General features: G+C 48.1%; 21 protein-coding genes and 2 rRNA genes. 15 read left to right on the forward strand and 8 right to left on the reverse strand.

Translation table 11 applies throughout. The features are described from left to right. The 4 genes from H3001_RS07720 to H3001_RS07735 form a co-directional block, all read left to right on the forward strand. Positions 1-109, forward strand: a 23S ribosomal RNA gene (locus H3001_RS07720); the annotation flags it as partial. Between the two features lie 103 nt (positions 110-212). Then, positions 213-322, forward strand: a 5S ribosomal RNA gene (gene rrf / locus H3001_RS07725). 435 nt (positions 323-757) lie between these two features. Next, positions 758-2,083 (forward strand): alpha-L-fucosidase, encoded by a 1,326-nt coding sequence (locus H3001_RS07730; protein ID WP_181214610.1) that lies wholly within the window; start codon positions 758-760, stop codon positions 2,081-2,083. 256 nt (positions 2,084-2,339) lie between these two features. Continuing rightward, complete coding sequence (locus H3001_RS07735) at positions 2,340-3,857, forward strand: peptide MFS transporter (RefSeq protein WP_181214611.1); 1,518 nt, start codon at positions 2,340-2,342, stop codon at positions 3,855-3,857. 171 nt (positions 3,858-4,028) lie between these two features. Here the strand turns inward: H3001_RS07735 and H3001_RS07740 are convergent, their stop codons facing one another. Then, positions 4,029-5,570 carry a peptide MFS transporter gene (locus H3001_RS07740; RefSeq protein ID WP_181214612.1) on the reverse strand — a complete coding sequence of 514 codons (1,542 nt, stop codon included), beginning with the start codon at positions 5,568-5,570 and terminating at the stop codon, positions 4,029-4,031. Positions 5,571-5,815: 245 nt separating this feature from the next. Here H3001_RS07740 and pnuC point away from each other — a divergent pair, with 245 nt between their 5' ends. Continuing rightward, positions 5,816-6,406: a nicotinamide riboside transporter PnuC gene (gene pnuC / locus H3001_RS07745; RefSeq protein WP_178244174.1), complete on the forward strand. Its 591-nt coding sequence runs from the start codon at positions 5,816-5,818 to the stop codon at positions 6,404-6,406. A gap of 10 nt (positions 6,407-6,416) precedes the next feature. Further along, complete coding sequence (locus H3001_RS07750) at positions 6,417-7,094, forward strand: thiamine diphosphokinase (RefSeq protein WP_178244175.1); 678 nt, start codon at positions 6,417-6,419, stop codon at positions 7,092-7,094. Positions 7,095-7,158: 64 nt separating this feature from the next. Here H3001_RS07750 and H3001_RS07755 read toward each other — a convergent pair whose 3' ends face one another. The 7 genes from H3001_RS07755 to H3001_RS07785 all read right to left on the reverse strand — a co-directional run bounded on the left by H3001_RS07755 (position 7,159) and on the right by H3001_RS07785 (position 14,307). Then, the gene (locus tag H3001_RS07755; protein ID WP_181214613.1) at positions 7,159-7,764 is read right to left on the reverse strand and encodes a tetratricopeptide repeat protein; all 606 of its coding nucleotides are present in this window, start codon (positions 7,762-7,764) and stop codon (positions 7,159-7,161) included. Positions 7,765-7,881: 117 nt separating this feature from the next. Next, positions 7,882-8,589, reverse strand: a complete 708-nt coding sequence (locus tag H3001_RS07760) for a LytR/AlgR family response regulator transcription factor (RefSeq protein ID WP_181214614.1) — start codon at positions 8,587-8,589, stop codon at positions 7,882-7,884. 12 nt (positions 8,590-8,601) lie between these two features. Beyond that, positions 8,602-9,660 (reverse strand): sensor histidine kinase, encoded by a 1,059-nt coding sequence (locus H3001_RS07765; RefSeq protein WP_246368522.1) that lies wholly within the window; start codon positions 9,658-9,660, stop codon positions 8,602-8,604. A gap of 65 nt (positions 9,661-9,725) precedes the next feature. Then, entirely contained in the window at positions 9,726-10,907 is a 1,182-nt protein-coding gene (locus tag H3001_RS07770; protein WP_181214615.1) for an ABC transporter permease, read from the reverse strand. A gap of 18 nt (positions 10,908-10,925) precedes the next feature. Then, positions 10,926-11,672, reverse strand: a complete 747-nt coding sequence (locus H3001_RS07775; protein WP_178244179.1) for an ABC transporter ATP-binding protein — start codon at positions 11,670-11,672, stop codon at positions 10,926-10,928. 18 nt (positions 11,673-11,690) lie between these two features. After that, the gene (locus H3001_RS07780; RefSeq protein WP_181214616.1) at positions 11,691-12,920 is read right to left on the reverse strand and encodes an efflux RND transporter periplasmic adaptor subunit; all 1,230 of its coding nucleotides are present in this window, start codon (positions 12,918-12,920) and stop codon (positions 11,691-11,693) included. Positions 12,921-12,960: 40 nt separating this feature from the next. Next, positions 12,961-14,307: a TolC family protein gene (locus tag H3001_RS07785; protein WP_178244181.1), complete on the reverse strand. Its 1,347-nt coding sequence runs from the start codon at positions 14,305-14,307 to the stop codon at positions 12,961-12,963. Positions 14,308-14,560: 253 nt separating this feature from the next. Between H3001_RS07785 and recR the strand changes: the two genes are divergently transcribed. The 9 genes from recR to H3001_RS07830 all read left to right on the forward strand — a co-directional run bounded on the left by recR (position 14,561) and on the right by H3001_RS07830 (position 25,347). Beyond that, complete coding sequence (gene recR, locus H3001_RS07790) at positions 14,561-15,178, forward strand: recombination mediator RecR (protein ID WP_178244182.1); 618 nt, start codon at positions 14,561-14,563, stop codon at positions 15,176-15,178. Between the two features lie 104 nt (positions 15,179-15,282). Continuing rightward, positions 15,283-15,735 (forward strand): hypothetical protein, encoded by a 453-nt coding sequence (locus H3001_RS07795; protein WP_178244183.1) that lies wholly within the window; start codon positions 15,283-15,285, stop codon positions 15,733-15,735. A gap of 60 nt (positions 15,736-15,795) precedes the next feature. Further along, positions 15,796-16,320 (forward strand): GNAT family N-acetyltransferase, encoded by a 525-nt coding sequence (locus tag H3001_RS07800; protein ID WP_181214617.1) that lies wholly within the window; start codon positions 15,796-15,798, stop codon positions 16,318-16,320. 363 nt (positions 16,321-16,683) lie between these two features. After that, on the forward strand, positions 16,684-17,694 hold the full coding sequence (gene gap / locus H3001_RS07805) for a type I glyceraldehyde-3-phosphate dehydrogenase (RefSeq protein ID WP_178244185.1): 1,011 nt from the start codon (positions 16,684-16,686) through the stop codon (positions 17,692-17,694). Between the two features lie 531 nt (positions 17,695-18,225). Beyond that, positions 18,226-19,530, forward strand: coding sequence for a Na+/H+ antiporter NhaC family protein (locus H3001_RS07810; RefSeq protein WP_178244186.1), 1,305 nt, complete (start codon positions 18,226-18,228; stop codon positions 19,528-19,530). A gap of 241 nt (positions 19,531-19,771) precedes the next feature. Then, positions 19,772-23,260, forward strand: a complete 3,489-nt coding sequence (gene ileS, locus H3001_RS07815) for an isoleucine--tRNA ligase (RefSeq protein WP_181214618.1) — start codon at positions 19,772-19,774, stop codon at positions 23,258-23,260. A gap of 68 nt (positions 23,261-23,328) precedes the next feature. Further along, entirely contained in the window at positions 23,329-23,709 is a 381-nt protein-coding gene (locus tag H3001_RS07820) for a TraR/DksA family transcriptional regulator (RefSeq protein WP_178244188.1), read from the forward strand. 121 nt (positions 23,710-23,830) lie between these two features. Then, complete coding sequence (locus tag H3001_RS07825) at positions 23,831-24,478, forward strand: lipoprotein signal peptidase (protein WP_178244189.1); 648 nt, start codon at positions 23,831-23,833, stop codon at positions 24,476-24,478. Then, a complete protein-coding gene (locus tag H3001_RS07830; RefSeq protein WP_181214619.1) occupies positions 24,475-25,347 on the forward strand; it encodes a DUF4296 domain-containing protein in 873 nt (290 codons plus the stop codon). The genes H3001_RS07825 and H3001_RS07830 overlap by 4 nt, the downstream gene beginning before the upstream one ends. Positions 25,348-25,355: the final 8 nt, after the last annotated feature.

Consider the following 25,355-nt stretch of genomic DNA (forward strand, 5'->3'; position numbering starts at 1 on the left):
CAAGATTAGATTTCTCAGGGTCGTCAAAGACGATGACGTCGATAGGATGCAGGTGTAAAGGTGGAGACACCAAAGCCGAGCATTACTAATTGCCCGTTCACTTTCCTTATCCCGCAGGATTGATTCCCGCGGATAAGAATATGGATGATACATACCTTTGGCTTGAGAGTCCAAAGTTTGCTTCTTGTGAGTCATGAATACATAAAGGATATTCAGGTGACTATAGCACGAAGGTTCCACCTCTTCCCATTCCGAACAGAGAAGTTAAGCTTCGTCACGCCGATGGTACTGCAGACTGTGGGAGAGTAGGTAGTCGCCGTTTTATTCAGAATCCCCGGAGTGGTCAACACCCCGGGGATTTTTTTGTTTGTATACCTCTGATTGGTTTGTATGCTTCTGTCTTTGGATAAACTTCTTTCTCATATTTTTTTCGCTGATATTTTCTGCATCGTTATTTTTAGTCATCCTCTAGTCATCCTTTCTTATAGCTCGTCATTATTGTCTGTGGATTTCGACTACTCTTGCTGACGCCGAAGTAAGCATCTTTATAGGAGAATGCTGAAATTTATTTTGCTTATCATTGTTGGGAGGGTTGTTTTCCTGCAGACTCTTTCCCAATAAAATTTACTTTTCTTTAACTGAAATAGAAAAACATATCGTATATTTACACTCATAATGGTCTTTTCGGAAAGGGTAGGCGATTTCATGATTGGAAAACCTGCCAGGGGCCATAATAAAATACATTAAAGTTAAAGCTATGAAACACAAATTATCGAAAAAATTACTCCTTTTTTGTTTGGGAAATATGGCATTCTTCTCTTCTCAGCCGCTTTTTTCTCAATCTGGTTATCAACCCTCAGAATTAAATTTGCAAGTCAGAGAACAGTTTAATGATGATCGTTTTGGAATCTTTCTGCATTGGGGCATATACAGTATGTATGCACAGGGAGAATGGTACATGCAAAATGAAGGAATCGACTGTCATGAATATGCCAAGGCTGCTTCCGGATTTTATCCGTCGAAATTCAATGCGCACGAATGGGTTTCTGCTATCAAGGCTGCAGGTGCAAAATATATCTGTTTTACAACTCGTCACCATGACGGTTTCTCCATGTTTGATACTCAATATTCCGATTATGATATCATGGATGCAACGCCATTTAAACGTGATATCGTGAAGGAACTGGCAGATGAATGTGCCAAGCAAGGCATTGCCCTTCATCTGTATTATTCTCATTTGGACTGGACAAGAGAAGACTATTATCCGCTGGGACGGACTGGCAGAAACACCGGACGGAAAGGCCATGGAGAATGGAGTACTTATTTCCAATTCATGAATAACCAGCTGACAGAGCTTCTGACTAATTACGGTCCGATCAGAGCCATCTGGTTTGACGGAGTGTGGGATCAGCCGGATGATTTCAACTGGAATCTTGGAGAACAGTATGCATTGATTCACAAATTGCAGCCGGGTTGTCTGATTGGTAATAATCATCATAAGACACCTAATGCTGGTGAAGATTTTCAGATGTTTGAACGGGACCTGCCTGGAGAAAACAAGGCCGGCCTGTCGGATGAAAGCGTAATCAGCAAACTTCCCTTGGAAACTTGTGAGACAATGAATGGAATGTGGGGATATAAGATCAAGGACCAGAACTATAAATCGGTATCTGAACTGGTCCGTCTGCTGGTGAGAGCTGCCGGAAAAGGGGCCAATCTTTTGATGAACATAGGTCCTCAGCCCAATGGAGAACTCCCTGCAGCTGCACTTGAACGTCTGAAAGGAATGGGAGCCTGGATGGACAAGAACGGTGAGACCATATACGGCACTGACGGTATGGGAATCTATGCCGACTGGGGAACCGTTACCCGAAAGGGAAATACCCTGTTTATGCATATCCTGGCAGATGTAATGCCTGAGGTGATCAGTATTCCATTGTCGCAGAAAGTAACAAAGGTTTCACTGTACGAGGACGGAGCACCTGTAAACTATCAGTATAACTCCAAGATGAAGTGTCTGACCGTACAGACATCAGGACTGAAAACGGACATTGACCGTATTCTGAAAGTCGAACTGAAATAGTGAGAATATTCTTCAGGAGATGGTGGATAAGTAAATGCATGAGGTGTCATAACCGATATTAATTTATCGCAGATAGACAACTCATGCATTCTCAATCTTGCTTTTTGCTAGCATTTATATCATAAAATGGGGAATAAACTATCCATTTTATCAATAGATGTTACTAAAAAAGTCAAATCCATATGGAAGATTCACTACTTCTGTGTATATTTGCGTTTAATTTATAAATTAATAACCATTAAATTTTTATTTACTTATGTTTGACAAACATCCTAAAGGGTTGGTTGCAGCATCATTGGCGAATTTGGGTGAACGTTTCGGTTTCTATACCATGATGGCCATTTTGGTGCTCTTTTTACAGGCTAAGTTCGCTCTGAGCGGAAAAGAGGCCGGTTTGATTTATTCTACATTCTATTTTTCAATTTACATTTTGGCATTGGTCGGCGGTATTATTGCCGACAAAACCCGTAATTACAAGGGAACCATTCTGACAGGTATTGTACTGATGGCATTGGGATACCTGATGCTGGCGATTCCTTCTGACACTCCTGTGCAGAATCCGACACTGATGTTGACAGTTACATGTGCCGGACTTTTTGTAATTGCTTTTGGTAATGGTCTTTTTAAAGGAAACCTGCAGGCCTTGGTAGGTCAGATGTATGACGATCCGAAATACTCAAGCATGCGTGACTCTGGTTTCTCACTGTTCTATATGTTTATCAATGTAGGTGCGATTTTCGCTCCGATGGCAGCTGTAGGTATGCGTAACTGGTGGCTGATGAAGAATGGTTTTGAATATAATGCTGATCTTCCTGCTCTGTGTCACGGATACCTGGCCGGAACTTTACAGCCTCAGGCTGCGGAAACATTGACTTCATTGGCTGCATCTGTCAGCGGCGGACCGGTAGCCGATCTGGGTCAGTTCTCCAGAGATTATTTGAATGTCTTCTCTACAGGTTTCCATTACGCCTTTGGTATTGCAATCATTGCAATGGCCATATCATTGCTGATCTATGTGGTTAACCAGCGCAGATTCCCGGATCCAAGCAAGAAATCAGCAGCCAAGACAGCTGCTTCTGCAGCTACCGTAGAAATGAGTGCACAGGAAGTGAGACAGCGTATCCTTGCCCTGTTCGCAGTGTTCGCAGTGGTTATCTTCTTCTGGTTCTCGTTCCATCAGAATGGTCTGACACTGACTTTCTTTGCAAAAGAATATACAGAACTGTCATTGTTCGGCATGCCTATTACAGCCGAATTGTTCCAGTCGCTGAATCCGATCTTTGTTGTTACACTGACTCCGGTGGTAATGGCTGTTTTTGCCCGTCAGCGTGCGGCAGGTAAAGAGCCTTCTACTCCGAAGAAAATCGCAATCGGTATGGGTATTGCCGCTACTGGTTTCGTAATCATGGCCATCGGTTCATACGTAGGCAACCTGCCTTTGCATCAGGATATCGTGGCTGCCGGAACATCACCGGTTAAGGTTACTCCATGGTTACTTGTAGCCACTTATCTGGTACTTACCGTAGCAGAGTTGTATATCTCACCGCTGGGTATCTCATTCGTTTCTAAAGTAGCTCCTCCGAAATACCAGGGTATCATGCAGGGAGGATGGCTGGGAGCTACCGCTATCGGTAACCAGTTGCTATTCATCGGTGCTGTATTGTACGAATCTATTCCAATCTGGATGACTTGGACAGTATTTGTAGTAGCATGCTGTATTTCTATGTTTACCATGCTGTTCATGCTGAAATGGCTGGAAAGAGTCGCAAAATAAGCCGGCCGTAAGCGCGATAAGCTTCGGACGCTGAAAAGAAACCGGGCATCTCTCAAAAATACCTCGAGAGATGCCCGGTTTTCTGTTTCAATATTTTCTGTCAGCCGGTTCGGTTTCTTATCTTCTGTTTTTTCTTTTTGATTTTTGGATAATCCCTTGCCGGCATGCAGTTTATTCATTGTTGTCCATCATTCGCTGCAGTTTGCTTGAGAGCAGGAATAAGATGATGGCAGCAGCCCCGCTCATGAAAACGAACAACATGAAGAAGTTGAAAAGGTTTTCCACCTGATAGCCCAGGAAATGCTTGACCACTCCATTCTCCGGATAATACCCGCTGAGCATTCCTGCCAGCTTGTTGGCTGCAGATGTACTGAGATACCATACTCCCATGAGCAAGGAAGAAAAACGTACCGGAGAAAGCTTATAAACCAGTGAGAGCCCGATCGGTGCCAGACACAGTTCTCCCATGGTATGAATGAAATAAAGTCCCGCCAGCCAGAACATGCTGACCTTTACTCCCGGTTCAATGTCTTTTACTCCGAAAGCGATGAACAGGTAGCCCATGGAAAGCAGGAACAGTCCGATAGCCTGTTTGCGTGGAGAACTGGGTTCAACGCCGCGTCTTCCCAGGAACGACCAGATTGAGGCGAAAACAGGAGCCAGGGCAACCAGCATGATCGGGTTGAAAGACTGGAAGTAAGCCGCAGGCATTTCCCAGTTGCCGATGTGACGGTCGGTTTGCTCATCGGCAAAGAATGTCAGCGAAGCCCCTGCCTGTTCGTAAGCCGCCCAGAAGAAGATTACGAAGAACGCAATGATATAAATGATTCCGATTCGGATTTTTTCATTCTTTTGAAGACTGTGGTCGGTAATGATAATAAGAGGCATTACGATCGTAGTTGCATAAATAAGTGAACCGATCCAGTCTGCTCCTTCCCAATAATGACCTGCAGTCGCATTCCAGTTGACAGAGAAAAGAAGGGTAAGCACTACCGTACCTCCAATCATCCACAGAGTACGTTTGGAGAAACCGCTACCGGTATTATTTTCCGCAACTTCCTTCTTCTCAGGCACAGTTCCCACCGGTCTTCCCTCCGGATCACAGATATATTTGTTCTTGAAAATCTGGAAGACAACCGCTCCAATCAGCATTCCGATACACGAAGCCAGGAACCCCCACTTGAAGTCCTCCGGATGTCCTGTATTACCGATAAGCCCGCATACCAGAGGAGCCAGGGTAGAGCCTACATTTACTCCCATATAGAAAATGGTGAAAGCCGCATCTTTCCGTTTATCGTTATCTGCATAAAGCCGGCCTACCATTGTCGAGATATTAGGCTTGAAGAAACCGTTTCCCATAATCAGCAGTCCCAGACCGCAGAACATCAGCCACTTGGCCAGTTCAGTCTGATGGAAATAGCAGGCACTGAGGAAAAGCAGGAACTGCCCGATAGCCATTACCAATGCCCCGATAACGATAGACCGCCGGTTTCCCCAATATTTATCGGCGATGTATCCTCCGATGAGCGGAGTCAGGTAGACCAGCCCCGTATAACTTCCATACACTTGGGAGGCCATTTCTTTGTCGAACAGCAGTGCCTGCACCATATAAAGCATGAACAGCGCGCGCATTCCATAGTAACTGAATCGCTCCCACATCTCAGTCACAAATAAGAGATAAAGTCCTTTTGGATGTCCTTTTGTTTGATTCATTCCTTTTTAATTGATAAAATGTCATTTGATAATTTGCCTGCAAAAGTAAAAAAATCATGCAGAAATTCCAAGTAAAAATGATTTTACGGCCTGTATTCACTGTCTTACGGTAATTCTGCCTGTCTGGAGTCTGTCTGGTTGGGATAATCTTGATTCAGGCGTTTTGAAGCTTTTCTTCTGTCATATCCCTGAAGAATATACTTACTTTGTATGATAGTTTCCCGACTTCCCCTTATCTTTGCACCATGAATTACTTGGAACTCTTGGGCACTCTTGTCGGAGTGGTTTATTTGTGGCTGGAATACCGTGCCAGCATCTACCTGTGGCTGGCCTGTATCGTCATGCCTGCCATTTACCTGGTGGTGTATTATCGTGCAGGCCTCTATGCCGATTTTGGAATCAACATTTATTACCTCTTGGCGTCCGTATATGGCTGGATGGTGTGGAAAAGAGGGGAGCGCCGGAGGCACAGGGAGGCCATTCCGGCGGCAGATGCTTCCTTGCCGATTACCTCTATGCCGGGGCGGATGTATCTTCCGCTTGCGGCGGTTCTGATAGTCTGCTGGCTGGGAATCGCCTGGATACTGATCCGTTATACAGACAGCAATGTACCCTGGATGGATAGCTTTACCACGGCATTAAGTATTGTGGCGATGTGGATGCTGGCCCGCAAGTATGTGGAGCAATGGTGGGCATGGATGATTGTGGACTGGGTATGCTGTGGGCTGTACCTGTATAAAGCCCTTTACTTTACCTCCGCTCTTTATGCCCTGTATGCGGTCGTGGCCTTTTTCGGATGGAGAAAGTGGTTGAAATTGATGGAAACTGAAAAATAGAATTGCAGCAATGGACAAGACAGACAATACTCAGGAGAAGCTGGAAAAGAAATATGCCTCTTTCCTGCCATTTGTTCCGGAAACGGTGGTCGTAGGCAATGGTGAATTCCCGGTGCATCCGCTTCCTTTGTCAGTACTCGACAAGGCAACCTTTGTGGTGTGTTGTGACGGGGGTACCAATGCCCTGGTGGCAAGCGGGCGCGTGCCGGACCTGATTGTGGGGGACGGGGATTCGTTGTCGGAAGAGAATCGTTCCCGTTTCCAGTCTCGGCTTTATGTGAATCCCGACCAGGAAACGAATGACCAGACCAAGGCGGTCAGCTGGCTGGCCGCACGGGGCATACGGCGCCTGGCTCTTCTGGCGGCTACCGGAAAGCGTGAGGATCATACGCTGGGCAACATCAGTCTGTTGCTGGAATATCAACGGATGGGATTGGAAGTAGTGTTGCTGACAGACTACGGTTATTTTCTGCCGGCAGAAGGAAATCGGGGATTTGCCGGTTTCCCGGGACAGCAGGTCTCTGTATTCAACTTTGGTGCCACCTGCCTGAAGAGCAGGGGATTGAGATATCCCATATATGATTTTACGGCCTGGTGGCAGGGCACGTTGAATGAAGTGACGGGAGCGTCTTTCAGCATATCGGCAGAAGGTGCTTATCTGGTATATGGCACGTATGAACCCAAATAAAAAAAGAGGATGAACTGCTTTTTGAAAAGCGTCCATCCTCAGTAACTTTATATACCTCAGAAAATCATTTGGCTGCAGTCGCACCCTGATAACTTTCTGTCACTTTATCAAAGAAGACCGGATCGGGGTTGGTTTCCAGCAACTGCATCAGCAGGTCGTATACATCGGCATGACTGTCCAGTTTCAAGGCCGTCTGCAAGTCGGCCAGGGAAGCTTCGTACTGTCCGTTGTTCATCAGAATCTCCGCGCGGGTCTTATAGTTCTCCACATCCTTGGGAGCCAGGCGTATAGCCTCGTCCAGATCCTTTTTTGCCAGGTCATAAGCCTGGGTATGCATATACAATGTACCGCGTGTGTAATGTGCGAATGAATGATATTCGGCATCCTCTTCGGGAATCAGTTCCATACAGGTATTGGCGGCATGCATCGCCAGTTTCAGGTCGCCGTAATAACTGCAGACCAAAGCCATGTAGCAGTGTGCGTATCCATTGTCCGGATGTTCGTTGATTTCCGCATTCAGCAGGTGATAAGCCTTTTCCGCATTTCCCTCGTTCAGTGCTTCTACACCGTGAATGTAATTTTCACTTTGGGGACGTTCGATGGCCTGTGCATGTATAGCAGGAAACAATGCTACCAGGCAGCAGAAAATGTTTGTAATCAGTGTTCTCATAAATCTTAGATCGTTTAGTTGTGGCGGCAAAACTAGAAACTTTTTTCGGAATGGGCAAACCTCCTTGCCGATTTTTTTTATGTTTTATATCATGACTTTTGTCGGCACACAGGGGCATCAGAGGGTTTTCCCGTTCAGGTAATCCTGCAGTTCCTGCCGGTGACTTTCCGATACGGGGATGTACTCTTTCCCGAAGACAATCCGTCCGCGGTCGATGACCCGTATTTTGCTTTTCTGGACGATGAAGGAGCGGTGCACCCTCAGAAAGAGGGAGGCGGGGAGCTTCTCTTCTATCGATTTCATGCTGATTTGCGACAGGATGGGCCGGGATTCGTTCTCAAGGTAAAACTTCACGTAATCTTTCAGGCCTTCAATGTACAGAATCTGGGAAAGCTGGATCTGCACCAGTTTGTAGTCGCTCTTTACGTAGATATAGCGGTTGTCGGTCTGTGGTTCGTTGTTTTTCAGTTCAAACCACTGGACCGCCTTGTTGACCGACTCAAGGAATTCTTTGTAGCTGATGGGTTTCAGCAGGTAGTCGAGGGCATTTACCCGGTAGCCGTCGAGTGCATACTGGCTGAAGGCCGTAGTAAACACAATGCGTGTGTCTGCGCCCACCATTCTCGAAAATTCAAGTCCGTTCAGTTCCGGCATCTGTATGTCCAGGAACAGCAGGTCGACCGCCTCGTTCTGCAGTCCTTTCATGGCTTCTACCGCACTGGCATATTTCCCTTTCAGGATCAGAAACGGAGTTTTCTGTACGTAAGCCTCCAGCAGGTCGAGTGCCAGAGGTTCATCATCAACAATTGCACATGTAAGCGTCATAGGTTACTCTTTTTATTTGATACGGATAGACAAGTAAGACGTATAGGTACGGTGGTCCTCACTGAGGGAAACCTTCCACGTATATTTTCCCGGGTATATCAGTTCCAGTCTTTTCTTCACCTGCTCCAGTCCGATACCGCTTCCGCTCTTGTCCGATTTGTTCTTCGGGTGGTTGCTGTTGCTGATTTCGCAGCAGACAGTATCCTTTTCCTCCCGGATGCAAATATGGATAAAACTGGGCTCCGTGGAACTGATTCCGTGCTTGAACGCATTCTCAATGAGGGAAATGAACAGCAACGGGGCAATGGGCGTCTGACTGTTCCGCTCCGTCTGTATATCTATTTTGGTCTGTACGTCCTTGTGTACACGGATGCGCATCAGGTCGATGTAGTTCTGGATGAAATCGATTTCCTTGCACAGCGGCACATGGTTCAGCTGACTCTCGTATAAGACATAACGCAGCAGCCGGCTCAGGTCTTGTACGGTTTGCTGTGCCTTTTCTGTATCAAAGGCAATCAGGGCATAGATATTGTTCAGCGTATTGAGCAGGAAATGAGGGTTCAACTGATTTCTCAGGTTTTTCAGTTCGGCTTCCTGGCGTGCCGTTTCCGCCTCCTGCCACTGGCTGCTCATGCGGATGGTGGCTCCCAGTCCTGCCGTCAGTCCCAGCATGACCAGGTCCCGGGCAATGAAGACCATCCGGGGAGGGCGGGGGAAACCGTTGTTGACCGGCTTGAGGTTTTGGGTCGCCTCGTGAATCTCACGCATGTAGGGGAGAAGCCATCCATGCTGGAAGCACATGAATCCGGCAATCATGACGACATTGTATACCAGATACCTTACATACCGTTTCTGCATGTAGTACTGTGGAACCAGCAGGCAATAGTTCAGGTAAAAGATGATGCAGAATATGACAGGCATTTCTACATGATAAAGATAATTTTTCCAGGAAAAATGGCTTGTCCAGTCCTCGAAAATAAGCGGAGAGGCAAAGATCAGTATCCAGATGACCACGTGGATGTATACGGCCAGTGGCTTTGAGGAGCGCTCCATCGGGTTGTTTGGCATCATATTCATGGCTTTCTCAGGTGTTTTTTTATCTCCACCCTGTCTGTGCAGGGCGGAGATATGTCAGGTTATTCGTAGCGGATTGCTTCAATCGGGTCAAGGCAGGCCGCCTTCTTGGCCGGATACCATCCGAAGAAGATACAAAGTTGTATATATACCGGCCAGTGAACTACAACTTTTACGATCCAGCAGGCTCCACAGCCGATGAGCACGCCTATCAGACCTCCGGTGATGCTGATCAGTACGGCCTCTATCAGGAACTGGCTGAGGATGTCGATGCCTCTGGCACCTACTGACATCCGCAGTCCGATTTCCCGCGTGCGTTCGGTCACGGATACGTACATGATGTTCATGATACCGATACCTCCCACAACCAGTGAGATTCCGGCAATGCAGGCCAGCAGGGTAGTCATCAGTCCGGTGGTCGAACTCAGCATCGAACTCAGCTCCTGTTGTGAGCGGATGGAAAAGTCATCGTCGTCGGTGGCTTTCAGCTTATGCTCTCTTCTCAGGATACGGCTGATTTCATCGGTGGCATAGTCGGTCATGTCTTCCGTCAGTGCCGATGCAAAGATACCTTCCAGGTAAGTGACCGCCAGCAGTCTTTTCATCACGGTAGTATAAGGTGCCAGTACAATGTCGTCCTGGTCCATACCCATTGAGTTATATCCCTTGGATTTGAGCACACCCACTACCCGGAAAGGAATCTTGTTGAAGCGGATGATTTTCCCTATCGGACTTTCTCCGTCGGGGAAAAGGTTGTCTACGATGGTTTTTCCGATGACGCACACTTTGGCCGATGTCTTGATGTCGGCCTCGGTAAACATGTCTCCCTGCTCAACAGTCAGCTGGCGGATTTTCAGGTAGTCGATACTGACTCCGCTAACGGAAGAAGGGTAGTTGTTGGCCCCGTGAATCAGCTGGCCGGAGGAAGAGACCTGCGGACTGATGGCCGAAAGGTACGTACATTCTTCGCTCAGTGTCTGGTAGTTTTCCAGTTTCAGCGTCTGCATTTCCGACGGATCCTGACGGACTCCTCCACGCATTTCACCTCCCGGATGAATCATGATCATGTTGGAACCCATTTCAGAAATCTGTGCCTGAATGCTCCTTTTGGAGCCTTGACCGATGGCCAGCATGGTGATGACCGACGCGACACCGATGATGATGCCCAGCATGGTCAGAAATGCCCGCAGCTTATTGTTGGTCAGGGCTCTTAAGGCGATTTTTAAAAGATTATTGATGTTCATGTCACTTCTTTTTGAGGGTTAGTCTTCGTCGTTGCGGGGCAGTTGGGCCAGGGTCTCCGCAGCCGACAGAATCTTCGGGTTGATACTGTCTTCGATGACGTGGCCGTCGCGCAGCCGGATGTTGCGGCTGCTGTATTGGGCCAGGTCCGGATTGTGCGTCACGAAAATGATGGTACGTCCTTCGCTGTGCAGTTTCTGGAAAAGCACCAGAATCTCAAAGGAAGTACGGGTATCCAGGTTTCCGGTGGCTTCGTCGGCGAGGATCACTGCCGGGTTGTTGACCAGGGCACGGGCAATGGCCACACGCTGCATCTGTCCTCCCGACATCTGATTGGACTTATGTTCCAGCCGGTCGCCCAGGCCCACGGCTTTCAAGGCTTCAATGGCACGCTGCCGGCGCTCGCTGGCCGTTACATTCGGATTGTACATCAGCGGGAGCTCTACGTTTTCCACTGCCGTAGTCTTCGGCAGCAGGTTGTAGTTCTGAAAGACAAACCCGATTTTCCGGTTGCGCAGCACGGCACGTTGCGATTTGCTCATGGTCCGGACAGAAATCCCGTCCAGGTAATACTCTCCGCTTGTCGGGGTGTCCAGGCACCCCAGCGTGTTCAGCAGGGTCGATTTTCCGGAGCCGGAGGTTCCCATGATCGTGACAAATTCTCCTTCCTGGATGGAAAATGATACTCCCCGGAGAGCATGTACAGTCTCTTCTCCGACAATGAAATTTCGCCTGATATCTTGTAATTGTATGACCGTCTTGCTCATAGCTTTTCGTTCTCTTGATTATTCCTGTTTACTGTTCTTGTTTTTGTTGCGGTCGGGTGGGCCGAGCATGAACGGACTGCGTTCGCCTTGCTCCTGCATGGCCGGACCGGCCTGCAACTGGGTCTCTGCCTCACTCACTACCATTGTACCTTCGGTGATGCCGCTGATAATTTCGGTATGGATACCGTCACTCAGACCGATTTCTACCGGATGTGCCTGGAATACATGGTTTTCGTAGGTCCATACTTTATGCGGTGCGTCACAGTCGTTTACTACGTCTTCCTTACCCAGAAGCGGTTTTTCCGGAGTGAAGCGGAGGGCTTTCGAAGGAATGCAGAGCACCCCTCTTTTGTCGGTAATGTAGATTGATACATTGGCTGTCAGTCTCGGCTTCAGTTTCAGGTCCGGATTGTCGGCCGTGATGACCACTTCATAGGTAACCACACTTTCGCTGGTGGTGGTACTGCTGGTCGAAGATGAACTCTTGGTGCTTCCCAGACGGACCTGCCGGACGTATCCTTCGAAGGTATCTTCCGGATAGGCATCTACGGTGAAGCTGACACGCTGTCCTTCCTTGACCCCGCCTATATCGGCTTCGTCCACGTCGGCAACTACCTGCATTTTGGTAAGGTCGGCGGCAATGGTGAAGAGGGTCGGTGTCTCGAAGCCGGAAGCTACGGTCTGTCCTTCTTCCACATCCTTGCTGGTGACTACTCCGTCAATCGGAGAGGTGATGGTGGCATACGACAGGTTTCTACGGGCTTTGTCGTAGGCAGCCTTCGCACTCTCGTAGCTGCTTCTGGCACGCTGGTAGTTGTAAAGATATTCTTCGTATTCCTTGTTGCTGATCAGTCCTTTTTCATGCAGTTTCAGGTTCCGGTCATAATTTTTCTTCTGGTACTCAAATTCGGCCTTGGCCCCTTCATAGTTTCCTTCTGCCGATTTGAGGTCGCTTTCCAGGGTTACCTTATCCATTTCAGCAATCAGTTCTCCTTTTTTGACTACAGAGTTATAATCGATGTAAATCTTGTCAATAATACCGGATACCTGCGTTCCCACTTCTACCTCAGTTACCGGTTCGATGGTTCCGGTCGCAGTAATGGAGCTGCTGATGGCTCCTTTTTCTACTTTTGCTGTGAGAAACTGGATACGGGCTTTCTGTTTTGAGCTGCTCAGCAGGCCATATCCGGCTCCTGCCACCACGATGAGGGCAGCCAGCACCGTTGTTATTTTCTGTTTCTTGTTCATTGTGATGAAAGTTTATATGATAAGATTGTAGTTGTTTGTCTTACAGTTCGATTTTATCGTTGGCATAGAACATCAGCAGGGAGCGGTTCAGGATGGCCATGTATTTGGCCTGTATGCGCTCTTGCTGTGCGCTGAGCAGGTTGTTCTTCTCGGTCAGCAGTTCTACCGTATTTTTCATTCCCAGGCTGAACTGCTCATTGACCAGGTTATAGCTGCTCTGGCAGCTCTTCAGCTTGCTGTCGGCGGCAACGAACTGCTGCTGGGCGTTAGTGGCATCCAGCCACATGGTCTCGATGTTCCGGTACAGTTCCTTCTCGGCGTTCGTCATGTCAAGTTGCGTACTCTTGTATTGTATTTTCGCTTTTTCTACGGCACTTTTGGTCTCCCGGTTCTGGAAGATAGGAATGCTCAGCGTCAGTCCGATGCTGTTGTTCCATCCGTTCTTTACCTGTTCGCTGAAAGTGAAGTCACTGCCGCTCGTATGATTGGTTCCGATTCCCGCACTCAGACTGAGGTTCGGCATGTATCCTGATTTGGCAATCTTGACGGAAAGGTCGGCAGAGCGGATACTGGCCTTGTTGCTCTGGATTTCCGGACGGATGGCAAGGGCCGACTCATATACGAACTGCTTGTCGGGCAGGGGAGCCAGGACGGTCTCTTCGTTCAGTTCCGGTACGCTGAGCACCAGTTCTTTGCCGTTGTCTATTTCCAGAAGCTGTTTCAGCTGCAGGTTATAGTCGGCAAGGGTGGCCCGGGCAGTGACCAGCTGGTATTGGTCGTTGCTGACCTGCGACTCCAGCTGTGCCAGTTCACTTTTGGAGATGTCGCCCGCTTCCAGCAGCTGCACACCCCGCTCGTACTGAGCCTTGCTCAGCTCCACTGTATTTTCATTGATGTGTACCGACTCCTGTGCATACAGAATCTGCACATAGAGCTTGGTGATTTCTTCCTGCAGCAGGTTCTCCTGCTCCTGTACCGTCAGTGCAGCCATCTCCTCTGCAATCTGCTGCTGCTTGATGGTGTTGCGGCGGCGGTTTCCGTTCCATACCGTCCACGAAGCATTCAGTCCATAATTGCCGTTGTAAGATGTATTGTTGTTGCTGCTGATAATCTCGGTTCCGCTTACACTGGCACTGTTTTCCTGATAGGGGCGGTTGACTACATTCTGGCTGGTGCTGAAAGACAGACTGGGGAAAAGAGCCGCTTTGGCTGTCTTGACATCAATCTTGCTCTCTTCCAGTGAAAGCCGGTTCTGTTGTAACTGAATATTCTGCTCCATGGCATACTGGAGGCAGTCATCCAAAGTCCATCTTAGCGTGTCACTTTGTGCTGAAGCCGCTTCCGTCACGAGGAAGGCGGCCATCATCCATGCAATTCCTTGTTTCATCAGATTTCTATATTGGTTTTGATGATACAAAAATAAAAGTCCCTTGATGGGATTGCAACTGGAATAGATGAGGCGGATTTTTTCGGAGAGGAACCCTTGTTTTTTACCGATAAATTCCCCGAAAGCTTCCTCGTACGGGGATTTACGGACAGAGAAGGGGGAATTTTCGATGTTCGCGGGTGCGTTTGTTCGGTTTTTCAGTTTTTTTCCTACCTTTGTGTGTCAATTTAAAGTATAGTGTGGAAGTAAAACGATGAATCAACAATATCCTTCTTTGTTATTGGAGAAAGCGGTCGGGGAGTTTGCCAAATTGCCGGGTATAGGCCGGAAAACGGCTATGCGACTGGTGCTTCACCTGCTTCGGCAGGATTTGCAGACGGTGGAGGCTTTCGGTAATTCGGTCATGACCTTGAAGCGTGAGGTAAAATATTGTAAGGTGTGCCATAACATATCGGATACCGATGTTTGTCAGATTTGTTCCAATGCGGCAAGGGATGCTTCTACCGTGTGTGTGGTAGAGAATATCCGTGACGTGATGGCTGTAGAGAATACCCAGCAGTACAAAGGGCTGTATCATGTGCTGGGCGGGGTAATCTCTCCGATGGACGGGGTAGGCCCTTCGGACTTGCAGATCGACAGTCTGGTGGACAGGGTACGGACGGGAGTGGTGAAGGAGGTCATTCTGGCCTTGAGTTCTACGATGGAAGGCGATACCACCAATTTCTATATTTACCGCAAACTGGCGCCGTATGAGGTGAAACTGACCATGATTGCCCGGGGAATTTCCATTGGCGACGAACTGGAATATACGGACGAGGTGACGCTGGGACGTTCCATTGTCAACCGCACGGTGTTTACCGGTACGATGTAATCTCCGCTTTTGGGGAAACTTTTATTAAAAAAATGAAGTGAGAATGAGACGGTAATCGTCAGTCGCCCGATGAATGACGGTTACAGGATAATAGAGACAAGATTATGACACGTGAAATAAAAAAACTGCTTTTTAGGCTGAGAGTTGAATATGCTTTGTTCTGGGTACTGGCCTTTTTGCTGGTAGTCAGTTACGAACTGGAATGGTTGCCGCAGGGCACTCTGGCAGGGGATGCCCAGGCGGAGTATGTGGTACAGATCAGTTGCGTACTGCTGTCCATCGTATTGATTCCCTTATCCCTGCGCCTGTTTAATCTGTCCCTGACGCGCTATGTGCGGACCTTGCCGCTGGTGGAGGCCATCCAAAGCTACCGCCGCTGGAGCGAGATACGTCTGTCGCTGCTGCTGGCTCCCGTGCTTTGGGATTTGTCGGCCTACTACTGGACGCTGGATACGACCGGTCTGCTCTGTGCCGGTATGGTCTTTGTGGCTGCCATGTTTTGCGTGCCCGGACAGGACCGCCTGCTGAGTGAGATGAATCTGGAGGAACAGGAGTAAGAGCACCTGGTGCCCGCAAGGGAGTTTTTATCAATGAATCATGATTATTAAAGACCGCAGATGAGAAACGATTTTTCGACAGACCGCATACTGCTTCGTGCTCCGGAACCGGAAGACCTGGAGCTGATGTTCTCTCTGGAGAATGAAGAGGATGCCTGCAATGCGTCGGTGGCTACCGGACCGTATTCCCGTTATCAGTTGAAGAAATACATCGCCGAATCGGAAAACGACCTGTTTGCCGACCATCAGCTCCGGCTGATGATCGAGTGGAAGGAGGAGCGGAAGACAGTCGGCATCATCGATGTCTTTGATTTCTCTCCGCGGTACCGGAGGGCGGAACTGGGGATTATTATTAAAAAGGAGTACCGGCGCCAGAAATTTGCCCATGAGGCTTACCGCCTGCTGGAAATGCATTGCCGGAACCTCGGCTTCCGTCAGTTGTATGCATACGTTTCACCTAATAATATATCCAGTCTGCGTTTCCTGCAGGCGGAAGGATTCCAGGTGACGGCTACTTTGCCCGACTGGCTGTGGGAAGGAGGGAAGTTTACGAGCGTGAATTTGCTCCAGAAACTGTTTGTCTGAGGAATCGGCAGGCATGCGGGAGCGGTGCCGGAGGGGCAGATTCAAACTTGAATGCAGGAGACGGGGCTTCCCTGGGGGAATCCGAAAAGGGAAGACAAAAGCCATAAAAACGCAATGTGCAATGTGGGGATGGCAAAATACGAGGTTTGTCTGCCTGCCGGGGAGGATTAATCGAAGATGAACAAAAAAAGCATCGGTTTTTTTTGGTTTTTTCGTACATTTCATGTTTGATATTAGAAAGAATTTCTTACTTTTGCATCGCAATCAAGATTTACGGGGTGATAACAACACCTGCAAATTGACTTGAGAAATAGCATAGAGTGTTTATAAATTTATATTATAAATCTTTTAAATTTAAACAAAATGATTAAAGTAGGTATTAACGGTTTCGGTCGTATCGGCCGTTTCGTATTCCGCGCAGCTCAGAACAGAAACGATATCCAGATCGTAGGTATTAACGACTTGTGCCCAGTAGATTACTTGGCTTACATGTTGAAATATGACACTATGCACGGTCAGTTCAACGGCACTATCGAAGCTGACGTTGAAAACAGCAAATTGATCGTTAACGGTAAAGAAATCCGCGTAACTGCTTGCAAAGATCCTAAAGAATTGGCTTGGGATGCAGTAGGTGCTGAATACGTAGTAGAATCTACTGGTTTGTTCTTGACTAAAGAAAAAGCTCAGGCTCACATCGAAGCTGGTGCTAAATATGTAGTAATGTCAGCTCCTTCTAAGGACGACACTCCAATGTTCGTTTGCGGTGTTAACGAAAAGACTTATGTTAAGGGTACTCAGTTCGTTTCTAACGCTTCTTGTACTACTAACTGCTTGGCTCCTATCGCTAAGGTTTTGAACGACAAATGGGGTATCACTGACGGTTTGATGACTACAGTTCACTCTACAACTGCTACTCAGAAAACAGTTGACGGTCCTTCTATGAAAGACTGGAGAGGTGGTCGTGCTGCTTCTGGTAACATCATCCCTTCTTCAACTGGTGCTGCTAAGGCTGTAGGTAAAGTTATCCCTGCATTGAACGGTAAATTGACTGGTATGTCAATGCGTGTTCCGACTTTGGACGTATCTGTAGTTGACTTGACTGTTAACTTGGCTAAACCGGCTACTTATGCTGAAATCTGCGCTGCTATGAAGGAAGCTTCTGAAGGCGAATTGAAGGGTATCCTGGGTTACACTGAAGATGCAGTTGTTTCTTCTGACTTCTTGGGTGACACTCACACTTCTATCTTCGATGCTAAAGCTGGTATCGCTTTGACTGATACATTTGTTAAAGTGGTTTCTTGGTATGACAACGAAATCGGTTACTCTAACAAAGTATTGGATCTGATTGCTCACATGGCTTCTGTAAACTGCTAATCAGTTAATTGACCATATAGCGAAGGCCGTCCGTTTTCCGGGCGGCCTTTTTTTTGTATGCTTCCGGCGGAACTGGGGTGGAGGACTGCGTGCCGGTCGGTGGTACGAGGGTGTATAAGGGAATATTCTTTTCAAGTATCCGGAGAATAAGTTTCCGTAACCTCGTTGTATTTTTCAGGCAACAGGGAGTATAACTGGCTTGCTGTCGTGGTTTTATCAGTTAACGGCGCGGATTAATAAAACCACGGTGCTGAGCGATGAAATCGGGCAGTGGACGGATTTTTCTTTCTGCGGATGCTTTCTTTTTTCTGCGGGCAGGTGAGGGTATCTGCCGCCTCCGGAGAATAAATGTTTCGTCTTTATGGGACACTTTATCAGCGGTATCGGCAGGGATTCATTTATTTACAATTCTTAAACTTTTAGGGAAAATCTTGTGCTTCCGGATATAATCTGTTAATTTTGCACCCTGTATTTATCTTTATAATCTAACAATAGGAAAATCCCGGACGGGAATATTGGTTTTTTTTGAATATGGAATTAAATAAACTGACCCCTATAGTGAATAAGCCCAATGGGTGGGCATTGATGCCTCTGGTCGTTTTCTTTTTGCTTTATTTTGTTGTCTCTCTGATTATTAATGATTTCTACAAGATTCCTATAGCAATTGCCTTTCTGATATCTTCTATCTTTGCGGTAATTACGACCAAAGGACTGTCGCTGAACGACCGTATCCTGCAGTATTCGCTGGGAGCGGCCAACAAGAATATCATGCTGATGGTCTGGATCTTTATTCTGGCGGGGGCCTTTGCGGCATCGGCCAAGGCCATGGGAGCCATTGATGCTACCGTGGGACTGGCGATGATGTGTTTGCCCAGTCAACTGCTGCTTGCCGGAATCTTCTTTGCCTCTTGCTTCATTTCGTTGTCCATCGGAACCTCGGTCGGTACGATCGTGGCCCTGGTGCCCATTGCTACGGGAGTGGCCGAGCGGGCCGGGATAGACGGGGCGTTTATGGCGGCCCTTGTGGTCGGAGGTGCCTTCTTCGGTGATAATCTGTCGTTTATCTCGGATACTACCATCGCTGCTACCCGGACCCAGGGGTGTGTGATGCGCGACAAGTTCCGGGCGAATTTCATGATAGCGGTACCTGCTGCCCTGCTGGTACTGGGATATTACGTGTTTTACGGAATGGATGTGCAGGTGGCTCATCCGGTTACCTCCGTGGACATTGAAAAGATCATTCCTTATATTATCGTACTGGGAGCTGCCATTGCAGGAATAAACGTGACGCTGGTCTTGCTGCTGGGAATCCTGTCAACCGGAATCATCGGCATTATGGACGGATGCTTCGATTTCTTCGGCTGGTTCAGTGCCATGAATGGTGGTATATTGGGAATGGGTGAACTGATCATTATCACGCTGATGGCGGGCGGACTCCTGGAACTGATCCGCTTCAACGGAGGAGTCGACTATATACTGTACCGGCTGACCAATCATGTGAAGAGCAAGAGGGGGGCGGAGCTGAGCATCGCCTTGCTGGTGAGTATGGCCAACTTCTGTACGGCCAACAATACGATTGCCATCATTACCGTCGGTCCGCTGGCTTCGAACATTGCCGAGCGCTTCCGGGTCGACAAGCGTAAGAGTGCCAGTCTGCTGGACACTTTCTCGTGCGTGGTGCAGGGAATCATTCCTTACGGGGCGCAGATGTTGATTGCGGCAGAGCTGACCGGACTTTCTCCGCTCAACATTGTCGGATACCTGTATTATCCGATGGTGCTTGGTGGGGTGGCCTTGCTGAGTATCCTCTTCCGCTACCCGCGGCAGTTCTCGTAAGAGAGGAAGGAGGAGAGGGGCCGGATGACGGGATGCGGCCTGTGCATGTATCGGAAAAGTGGGGGAAGGACTGTGATACCCGAATATAAATAGTGTGAAAAAAGCGGTGTAAACCATTGGCTGTATCGGGAATTATATCACAAAAGTTTTCTGTATATCCATTTTTCTTATAATTTTGCAACTTGATTTCTTGGATGAGAATCATAGAGATAAAATGATATAAGATAAAAACAACATAGCTATGAGTAAGAAATTTACTGAATATTCGCAGCTCAACCTTTCTGATGTAAACAAGGAAGTGCTGAAAAAATGGGACGAAAACGATGTTTTCTCTCGTAGTATGACGGAACGGGAAGGATGTCCTTCGTTTGTGTTTTATGAAGGTCCTCCTTCAGCAAATGGTATGCCGGGAATTCACCATGTGATGGCTCGTACCATTAAGGATACGTTCTGCCGTTTTAAAACCATGAAAGGTTATCAGGTGAAGCGTAAGGCTGGATGGGATACTCACGGACTGCCTGTGGAACTGGGTGTGGAAAAGGCCCTGGGTATTACCAAAGAGGATATCGGTAAGACGATTTCGGTAGCGGAATACAACAAGCATTGCCGTACCGACGTGATGAAGTTTACTAAGGAGTGGACGGACCTTACTCATAAGATGGGTTACTGGGTGGACCTGGAAAATCCGTACATCACTTATGACAACCGTTACATCGAGACTTTGTGGTGGCTGCTGCAGCAGTTGTACCAGAAGGGACTGTTGTACAAGGGATATACTATCCAGCCGTATTCTCCGGCAGCAGGTACCGGATTGAGTTCTCACGAGTTGAACCAGCCGGGCTGTTACCGTGACGTGAAGGATACAACGGTGGTAGGACAGTTCAAGATGAAGAACCCGAAACCGGAAATGGCACAGTGGGGTACGCCTTACTTTATCGCATGGACCACTACTCCGTGGACATTGCCTTCGAATACGGCACTGTGTGTCGGCCCGAAGATTGACTATGTGGCCGTACAGACTTATAACGGTTATACAGGAGAGAAAATCACTGTGGTACTGGCCAAGCCGTTGCTGTATGCACACTTCAACAAGAAGGCGGAAGAACTGGCACTGGAAGACTACAAGCCGGGCGACAAACTGATTCCGTTCAAGGTGGTAGGTGAGTATAAGGGTACTGACCTGGTAGGAATGGAATATGAACAGCTGATTCCTTGGGTGAAACCGGTGGAAGTAGCGGAAGACGGAAGCTGGAAGGAAGCTTCTCAGAAGGCTTTCCGGGTAATCCCTGGCGACTATGTAACTACGGAAGACGGTACGGGTATCGTACACATCGCTCCGACTTTTGGTGCGGATGACGCGAATGTGGCACGTGCAGCCGGCATCCCTTCTCTTTTCATGATCAACAAGAAGGGTGAGACTCGTCCGATGGTTGACCTGACCGGTAAATTCTATTTGCTGGAGGAACTGGATGAGGCTTTCGTAAAGGAATGTGTCAATGTAGAGGCTTACAAGGAATACGAAGGTGCCTGGGTGAAGAATGCGTACGATCCGCAGTTTACGGTAGACGGCAAGTATGACGAGAAGGCTGCACAGGCGGCTGAGTCACTGGATATCGTGATCTGTATGATGCTGAAGCAGGGCAACCAGGCATTCAAGATAGAAAAGCATACGCACAACTATCCTCATTGCTGGCGTACGGATAAGCCGGTGTTGTATTATCCGCTGGATAGCTGGTTCATCCGTTCTACGGCTGGCAAGGAGCGTATGATTGAACTGAACAAGACCATCAACTGGAAACCGGAATCTACCGGTAGCGGACGTTTCGGCAAGTGGCTCGAGAACCTGAACGACTGGAACCTGAGCCGTTCGCGCTACTGGGGTACTCCGCTGCCTATCTGGCGCAGTGAGGACGGTGAGGAAATCTGTATCGGTTCCGTACAGGAATTGTATGATGAAATCGAAAAGGCCGTTGCTGCCGGATTTATGTCGGAGAATCCTTATAAGAAACTGGGATTTGTTCCGGGTGAATATACGAAGGAAAATTATGAGAAGATCGACCTGCATCGTCCGTATGTAGACGATATCGTACTGGTATCGGAAAGCGGTAAGCCGATGAAGCGTGAAACCGACCTGATTGACGTATGGTTTGACTCGGGTGCGATGCCTTATGCACAGTTGCATTATCCGTTCGAGAACAAGGAAATCGTAGACAACCGTTCTTATTATCCGGCCGATTTTATTGCCGAAGGAGTGGACCAGACTCGTGGATGGTTCTTTACCCTGCATGCAATCGCTACCATGGTATTCGACAGTGTGGCTTACAAGAACGTAATCTCTAACGGTCTGGTGCTTGACAAGAACGGCAACAAGATGTCCAAGCGTCTGGGTAATGCGGTTGATCCGTTCGAAACCATCGAGAAATTCGGTTCTGACCCGTTGCGCTGGTACATGATTACCAACTCATCTCCGTGGGACAACCTGAAGTTCGACAAGGAAGGTGTGGATGAAGTACGCCGTAAGTTCTTCGGAACGCTTTATAACACGTATTCATTCTTTGCACTGTATGCCAATGTGGACGGATTCTGCTATGCGGAAGAAGACGTGCCGATGGATCAGCGTCCGGAAATCGACCGCTGGATTCTGTCGCTGCTGAATACGCTGATCAAGGACGTGGATGCATGCTACAACGATTACGAACCGACTAAGGCTGCCCGTATGATTACGGACTTTGTCAACGATAACCTGAGTAACTGGTACGTGCGTCTGAACCGTAAGCGTTTCTGGGGAAGTGCCATGTCAACCGACAAACTGTCGGCTTATCAGACACTGTATACCTGTCTGGAAACCGTGGCCAAACTGATGGCTCCTGTGGCTCCGTTCTATGCCGACCGTCTGTATACCGACCTTATCGCGGTTACCGGCCGTGACTCAGTGGTATCGGTACATCTTGCCAAGTTCCCGGTTGCCGACGAAAGCATGATCAACAAGGAACTGGAAGCACGCATGCAGATGGCACAGGATGTGACTTCTATGGTACTTGCATTGCGCCGCAAGGTGAACATCAAGGTACGCCAGCCGCTGCAGTGTATCATGATACCGGTGGTAGATGCAGAACAGAAGCGTCATATCGAAGCGGTGAAGGATCTGATCATGAGCGAGGTGAACGTGAAGGAGGTTAAGTTCGAAGAAGGTGCATCCGGCATTCTGGTGAAGAAGGTGAAATGTGACTTCAAGAAACTGGGCCCGAAATTCGGAAGGCAGATGAAGGCAGTGGCTGCTGCAGTGGCAGAAATGTCACAGGAGGCAATTGCCGAACTGGAAAAGACCGGCAAATATGCCTTTACTCTTGACGGAGGTGAGGCAGTGGTTGAGGCGGCCGATGTGGAAATCTTCAGCGAAGATATCCCGGGATGGCTGGTTGCCAATGAAGGTACGCTGACCGTAGCTCTTGAGGTAACCGTGACCGAGGAACTCAAGCGCGAAGGTATCGCCCGTGAGCTGGTCAACCGTATCCAGAATATCCGAAAGAGCAGCGGTTTTGAAATTACCGATAAGATAAATATCACCTTGTCGAAAAATTCGAATACAGATGATGCTGTAAATGAATATAATAATTATATTTGCAACCAGGTTCTGGCAAACTCTCTGGTATTGGTGGACAATGTAGAGGGCGGCACAGAACTGGAATTCGATGATTTCAAATTGAATATTAATGTGATAAAACTGTGATATGAACTCACCCATCCGGGCTATGGGGCCGGATGGGTACTATTATTAACTTTAAAACTTTATATCTTATGGCTGAAAAAACAAGATACTCGGATGCTGAACTCGAGGAGTTCCGTGCCATTATCATGGAAAAACTTCAGCTCGCAGAACGCGACTATGAGAAATTGAAAAGCAGTATAATGAACACTGATGGCAACGATACCGACGATACATCACCTACATACAAGGTGCTGGAAGAAGGTGCCAATACGCTTTCGAAAGAAGAAACGACTCGTCTGGCTGCCCGTCAGCTGAAGTTTATTCAGAATTTGCGTGCGGCATTGGTGCGCATTGAGAACAAGACTTATGGAATCTGCCGCGAAACCGGTAAACTGATTCCTGCGGAAAGACTCCGTGCGGTACCTCATGCTACATTGAGCATTGAGGCCAAACAAGGCGGAAAGAAATAATTTTGGTGCAATTGTCATTCAGAGCGGAGTGAAGGAATACTGTGAGGCCGTGTGTAAGCGTGGTTTCCGCAGCAATTCTTCTGCCTGAGTGACAATTGTGTTTTTTAGGTTAGTTTGATTTATGAAGAAATTTTTGACACAAGGTTGGCTGGCGGCATGGATTGTCATGGCGGTACTGATCATTGACCAGATTATTAAAATCAGTGTGAAGACTCATATGCTGTTGCATGAGAGTATCCACATTACCGACTGGTTTTATATTTTATTTACGGAGAATAACGGCATGGCATTCGGCATGGAGGTCCTGCCCAAGTTTTTCCTTACGGTGTTCCGTATCATCGCGGTAATTGCCATTACGGTATATCTGTACCGCCTTACACACCGGAAGGAGAAAGTGGCTACCGGTTTTATCGTGTGCCTGGCGTTTATCCTGGCCGGTGCCATCGGCAATATCATCGACTGTGTCTTCTATGGTGAGATTTTCAGTGCCAGTACCCGCGATCAGGTCGCTTCCTGGGTTCCGCTGGGACAGGGATATGCCGACTGGCTGCACGGAAGGGTAGTGGATATGTTTTATTTTCCCATCATCGACACTTACTGGCCCGACTGGATGCCTGTATGGGGCGGAGAACGGTTTATCTTCTTCAGTCCGATTTTCAATTTTGCCGATGCGGCAATCAGTTGCGGCATGATTGCCCTGCTGATTTTCTACAGCCGTTACTTGAGTGGAGAAACACATACCGATAAAGTGAAAGGAGAAAAGAAATGAGAAGCGCCCGAAAATATGCGTCTGCGGTGGTACTGGGGATGGTGCTGATGTGTGCTTGCGGAAAGCAGATTCCGGAGGATATCATCCAGCCCGATGCCATGGAGAATTTATTGTATGATTATCATCTGGCGGGAACCATGGGAAATTCCCTGCCTTATAATGAAACGTACAAGAAAGAAGCATATTATGAATATGTCTTCCGCAAGCATCACGTCACTCAGGCGGAGTTCGACTCTTCCATGGTCTGGTATACCCGTCACAGTGAAGTGCTGTCGGATATCTACAATCGTCTGAAAGAGCGTTATATGAAGGTGGAGGACCAGCTGAAACTGCAGGCTGAGAAGCGTGAGGGAGGACTGAATGTCTTTCTGTCGGGCGACAGCATGGATGTGTGGCAGGGCAGGTCGCTGGTCTGGCTGACTACAGCCGGACTGGGTAACAAGGTGGCGTTTGACTTGAAGGTGGATACGACTTTCCATCCGATGGACAGGCTGGTCTTGTCGGCTGACTTTACCTGGCTGCCTGAAAAGGCGGTTGCGGGCCGTTCGGCTGTCATGGCTTTGAAATTTACGTTCCAGAACGACAGCGTGGTGGGAAAGAGTTACCGTATTACGGCTTCCGGACATTATGAACTGGAACTGCAGCCTGATTCGGCATATGAGTTTACGGATGTCAGCGGATTTATTCATTATAACGGTTTGCCGGGAGATGCTTCGGACTTGCTGGTCAACCGGATTACCCTGAAGCGTTATCATATGGACGGGAATGTGCCGGTAGCCGGTGCTTCAGCTGCACCGAAATTGTCGGAAGAACGGAAGGTTCCCGTAGAAACCAAATTGAATGAGCCGAAGCTTTCTTTTGGGAAATAATTGTCAGC

Source organism: Phocaeicola faecicola (assembly GCF_013618865.1).
Lineage (GTDB): Bacteria > Bacteroidota > Bacteroidia > Bacteroidales > Bacteroidaceae > Phocaeicola > Phocaeicola faecicola.

What these genes read in the sequence shown, in the direction of transcription:
- H3001_RS07775 (WP_178244179.1), bottom strand. Translation starts at nt 11,672, where the DNA reads ATGAGCAAGACGGTCATACAATTACAAGATATCAGGCGAAATTTCATT.
- H3001_RS07760 (WP_181214614.1), bottom strand. Translation starts at nt 8,589, where the DNA reads ATGACGCTTACATGTGCAATTGTTGATGATGAACCTCTGGCACTCGAC.
- H3001_RS07755 (WP_181214613.1), bottom strand. Translation starts at nt 7,764, where the DNA reads ATGAGAACACTGATTACAAACATTTTCTGCTGCCTGGTAGCATTGTTT.
- H3001_RS07830 (WP_181214619.1), top strand. Translation starts at nt 24,475, where the DNA reads ATGAGAAGCGCCCGAAAATATGCGTCTGCGGTGGTACTGGGGATGGTG.
- H3001_RS07770 (WP_181214615.1), bottom strand. Translation starts at nt 10,907, where the DNA reads ATGAACATCAATAATCTTTTAAAAATCGCCTTAAGAGCCCTGACCAAC.
- pnuC (WP_178244174.1), top strand. Translation starts at nt 5,816, where the DNA reads ATGAATTACTTGGAACTCTTGGGCACTCTTGTCGGAGTGGTTTATTTG.
- H3001_RS07785 (WP_178244181.1), bottom strand. Translation starts at nt 14,307, where the DNA reads ATGAAACAAGGAATTGCATGGATGATGGCCGCCTTCCTCGTGACGGAA.
- H3001_RS07765 (WP_246368522.1), bottom strand. Translation starts at nt 9,660, where the DNA reads ATGATGCCAAACAACCCGATGGAGCGCTCCTCAAAGCCACTGGCCGTA.
- H3001_RS07800 (WP_181214617.1), top strand. Translation starts at nt 15,796, where the DNA reads ATGAGAAACGATTTTTCGACAGACCGCATACTGCTTCGTGCTCCGGAA.
- H3001_RS07780 (WP_181214616.1), bottom strand. Translation starts at nt 12,920, where the DNA reads ATGAACAAGAAACAGAAAATAACAACGGTGCTGGCTGCCCTCATCGTG.
- ileS (WP_181214618.1), top strand. Translation starts at nt 19,772, where the DNA reads ATGAGTAAGAAATTTACTGAATATTCGCAGCTCAACCTTTCTGATGTA.
- recR (WP_178244182.1), top strand. Translation starts at nt 14,561, where the DNA reads ATGAATCAACAATATCCTTCTTTGTTATTGGAGAAAGCGGTCGGGGAG.
- H3001_RS07810 (WP_178244186.1), top strand. Translation starts at nt 18,226, where the DNA reads ATGGAATTAAATAAACTGACCCCTATAGTGAATAAGCCCAATGGGTGG.
- H3001_RS07735 (WP_181214611.1), top strand. Translation starts at nt 2,340, where the DNA reads ATGTTTGACAAACATCCTAAAGGGTTGGTTGCAGCATCATTGGCGAAT.
- H3001_RS07820 (WP_178244188.1), top strand. Translation starts at nt 23,329, where the DNA reads ATGGCTGAAAAAACAAGATACTCGGATGCTGAACTCGAGGAGTTCCGT.
- H3001_RS07740 (WP_181214612.1), bottom strand. Translation starts at nt 5,570, where the DNA reads ATGAATCAAACAAAAGGACATCCAAAAGGACTTTATCTCTTATTTGTG.
- H3001_RS07750 (WP_178244175.1), top strand. Translation starts at nt 6,417, where the DNA reads ATGGACAAGACAGACAATACTCAGGAGAAGCTGGAAAAGAAATATGCC.
- H3001_RS07795 (WP_178244183.1), top strand. Translation starts at nt 15,283, where the DNA reads ATGACACGTGAAATAAAAAAACTGCTTTTTAGGCTGAGAGTTGAATAT.
- H3001_RS07730 (WP_181214610.1), top strand. Translation starts at nt 758, where the DNA reads ATGAAACACAAATTATCGAAAAAATTACTCCTTTTTTGTTTGGGAAAT.
- gap (WP_178244185.1), top strand. Translation starts at nt 16,684, where the DNA reads ATGATTAAAGTAGGTATTAACGGTTTCGGTCGTATCGGCCGTTTCGTA.
- H3001_RS07825 (WP_178244189.1), top strand. Translation starts at nt 23,831, where the DNA reads ATGAAGAAATTTTTGACACAAGGTTGGCTGGCGGCATGGATTGTCATG.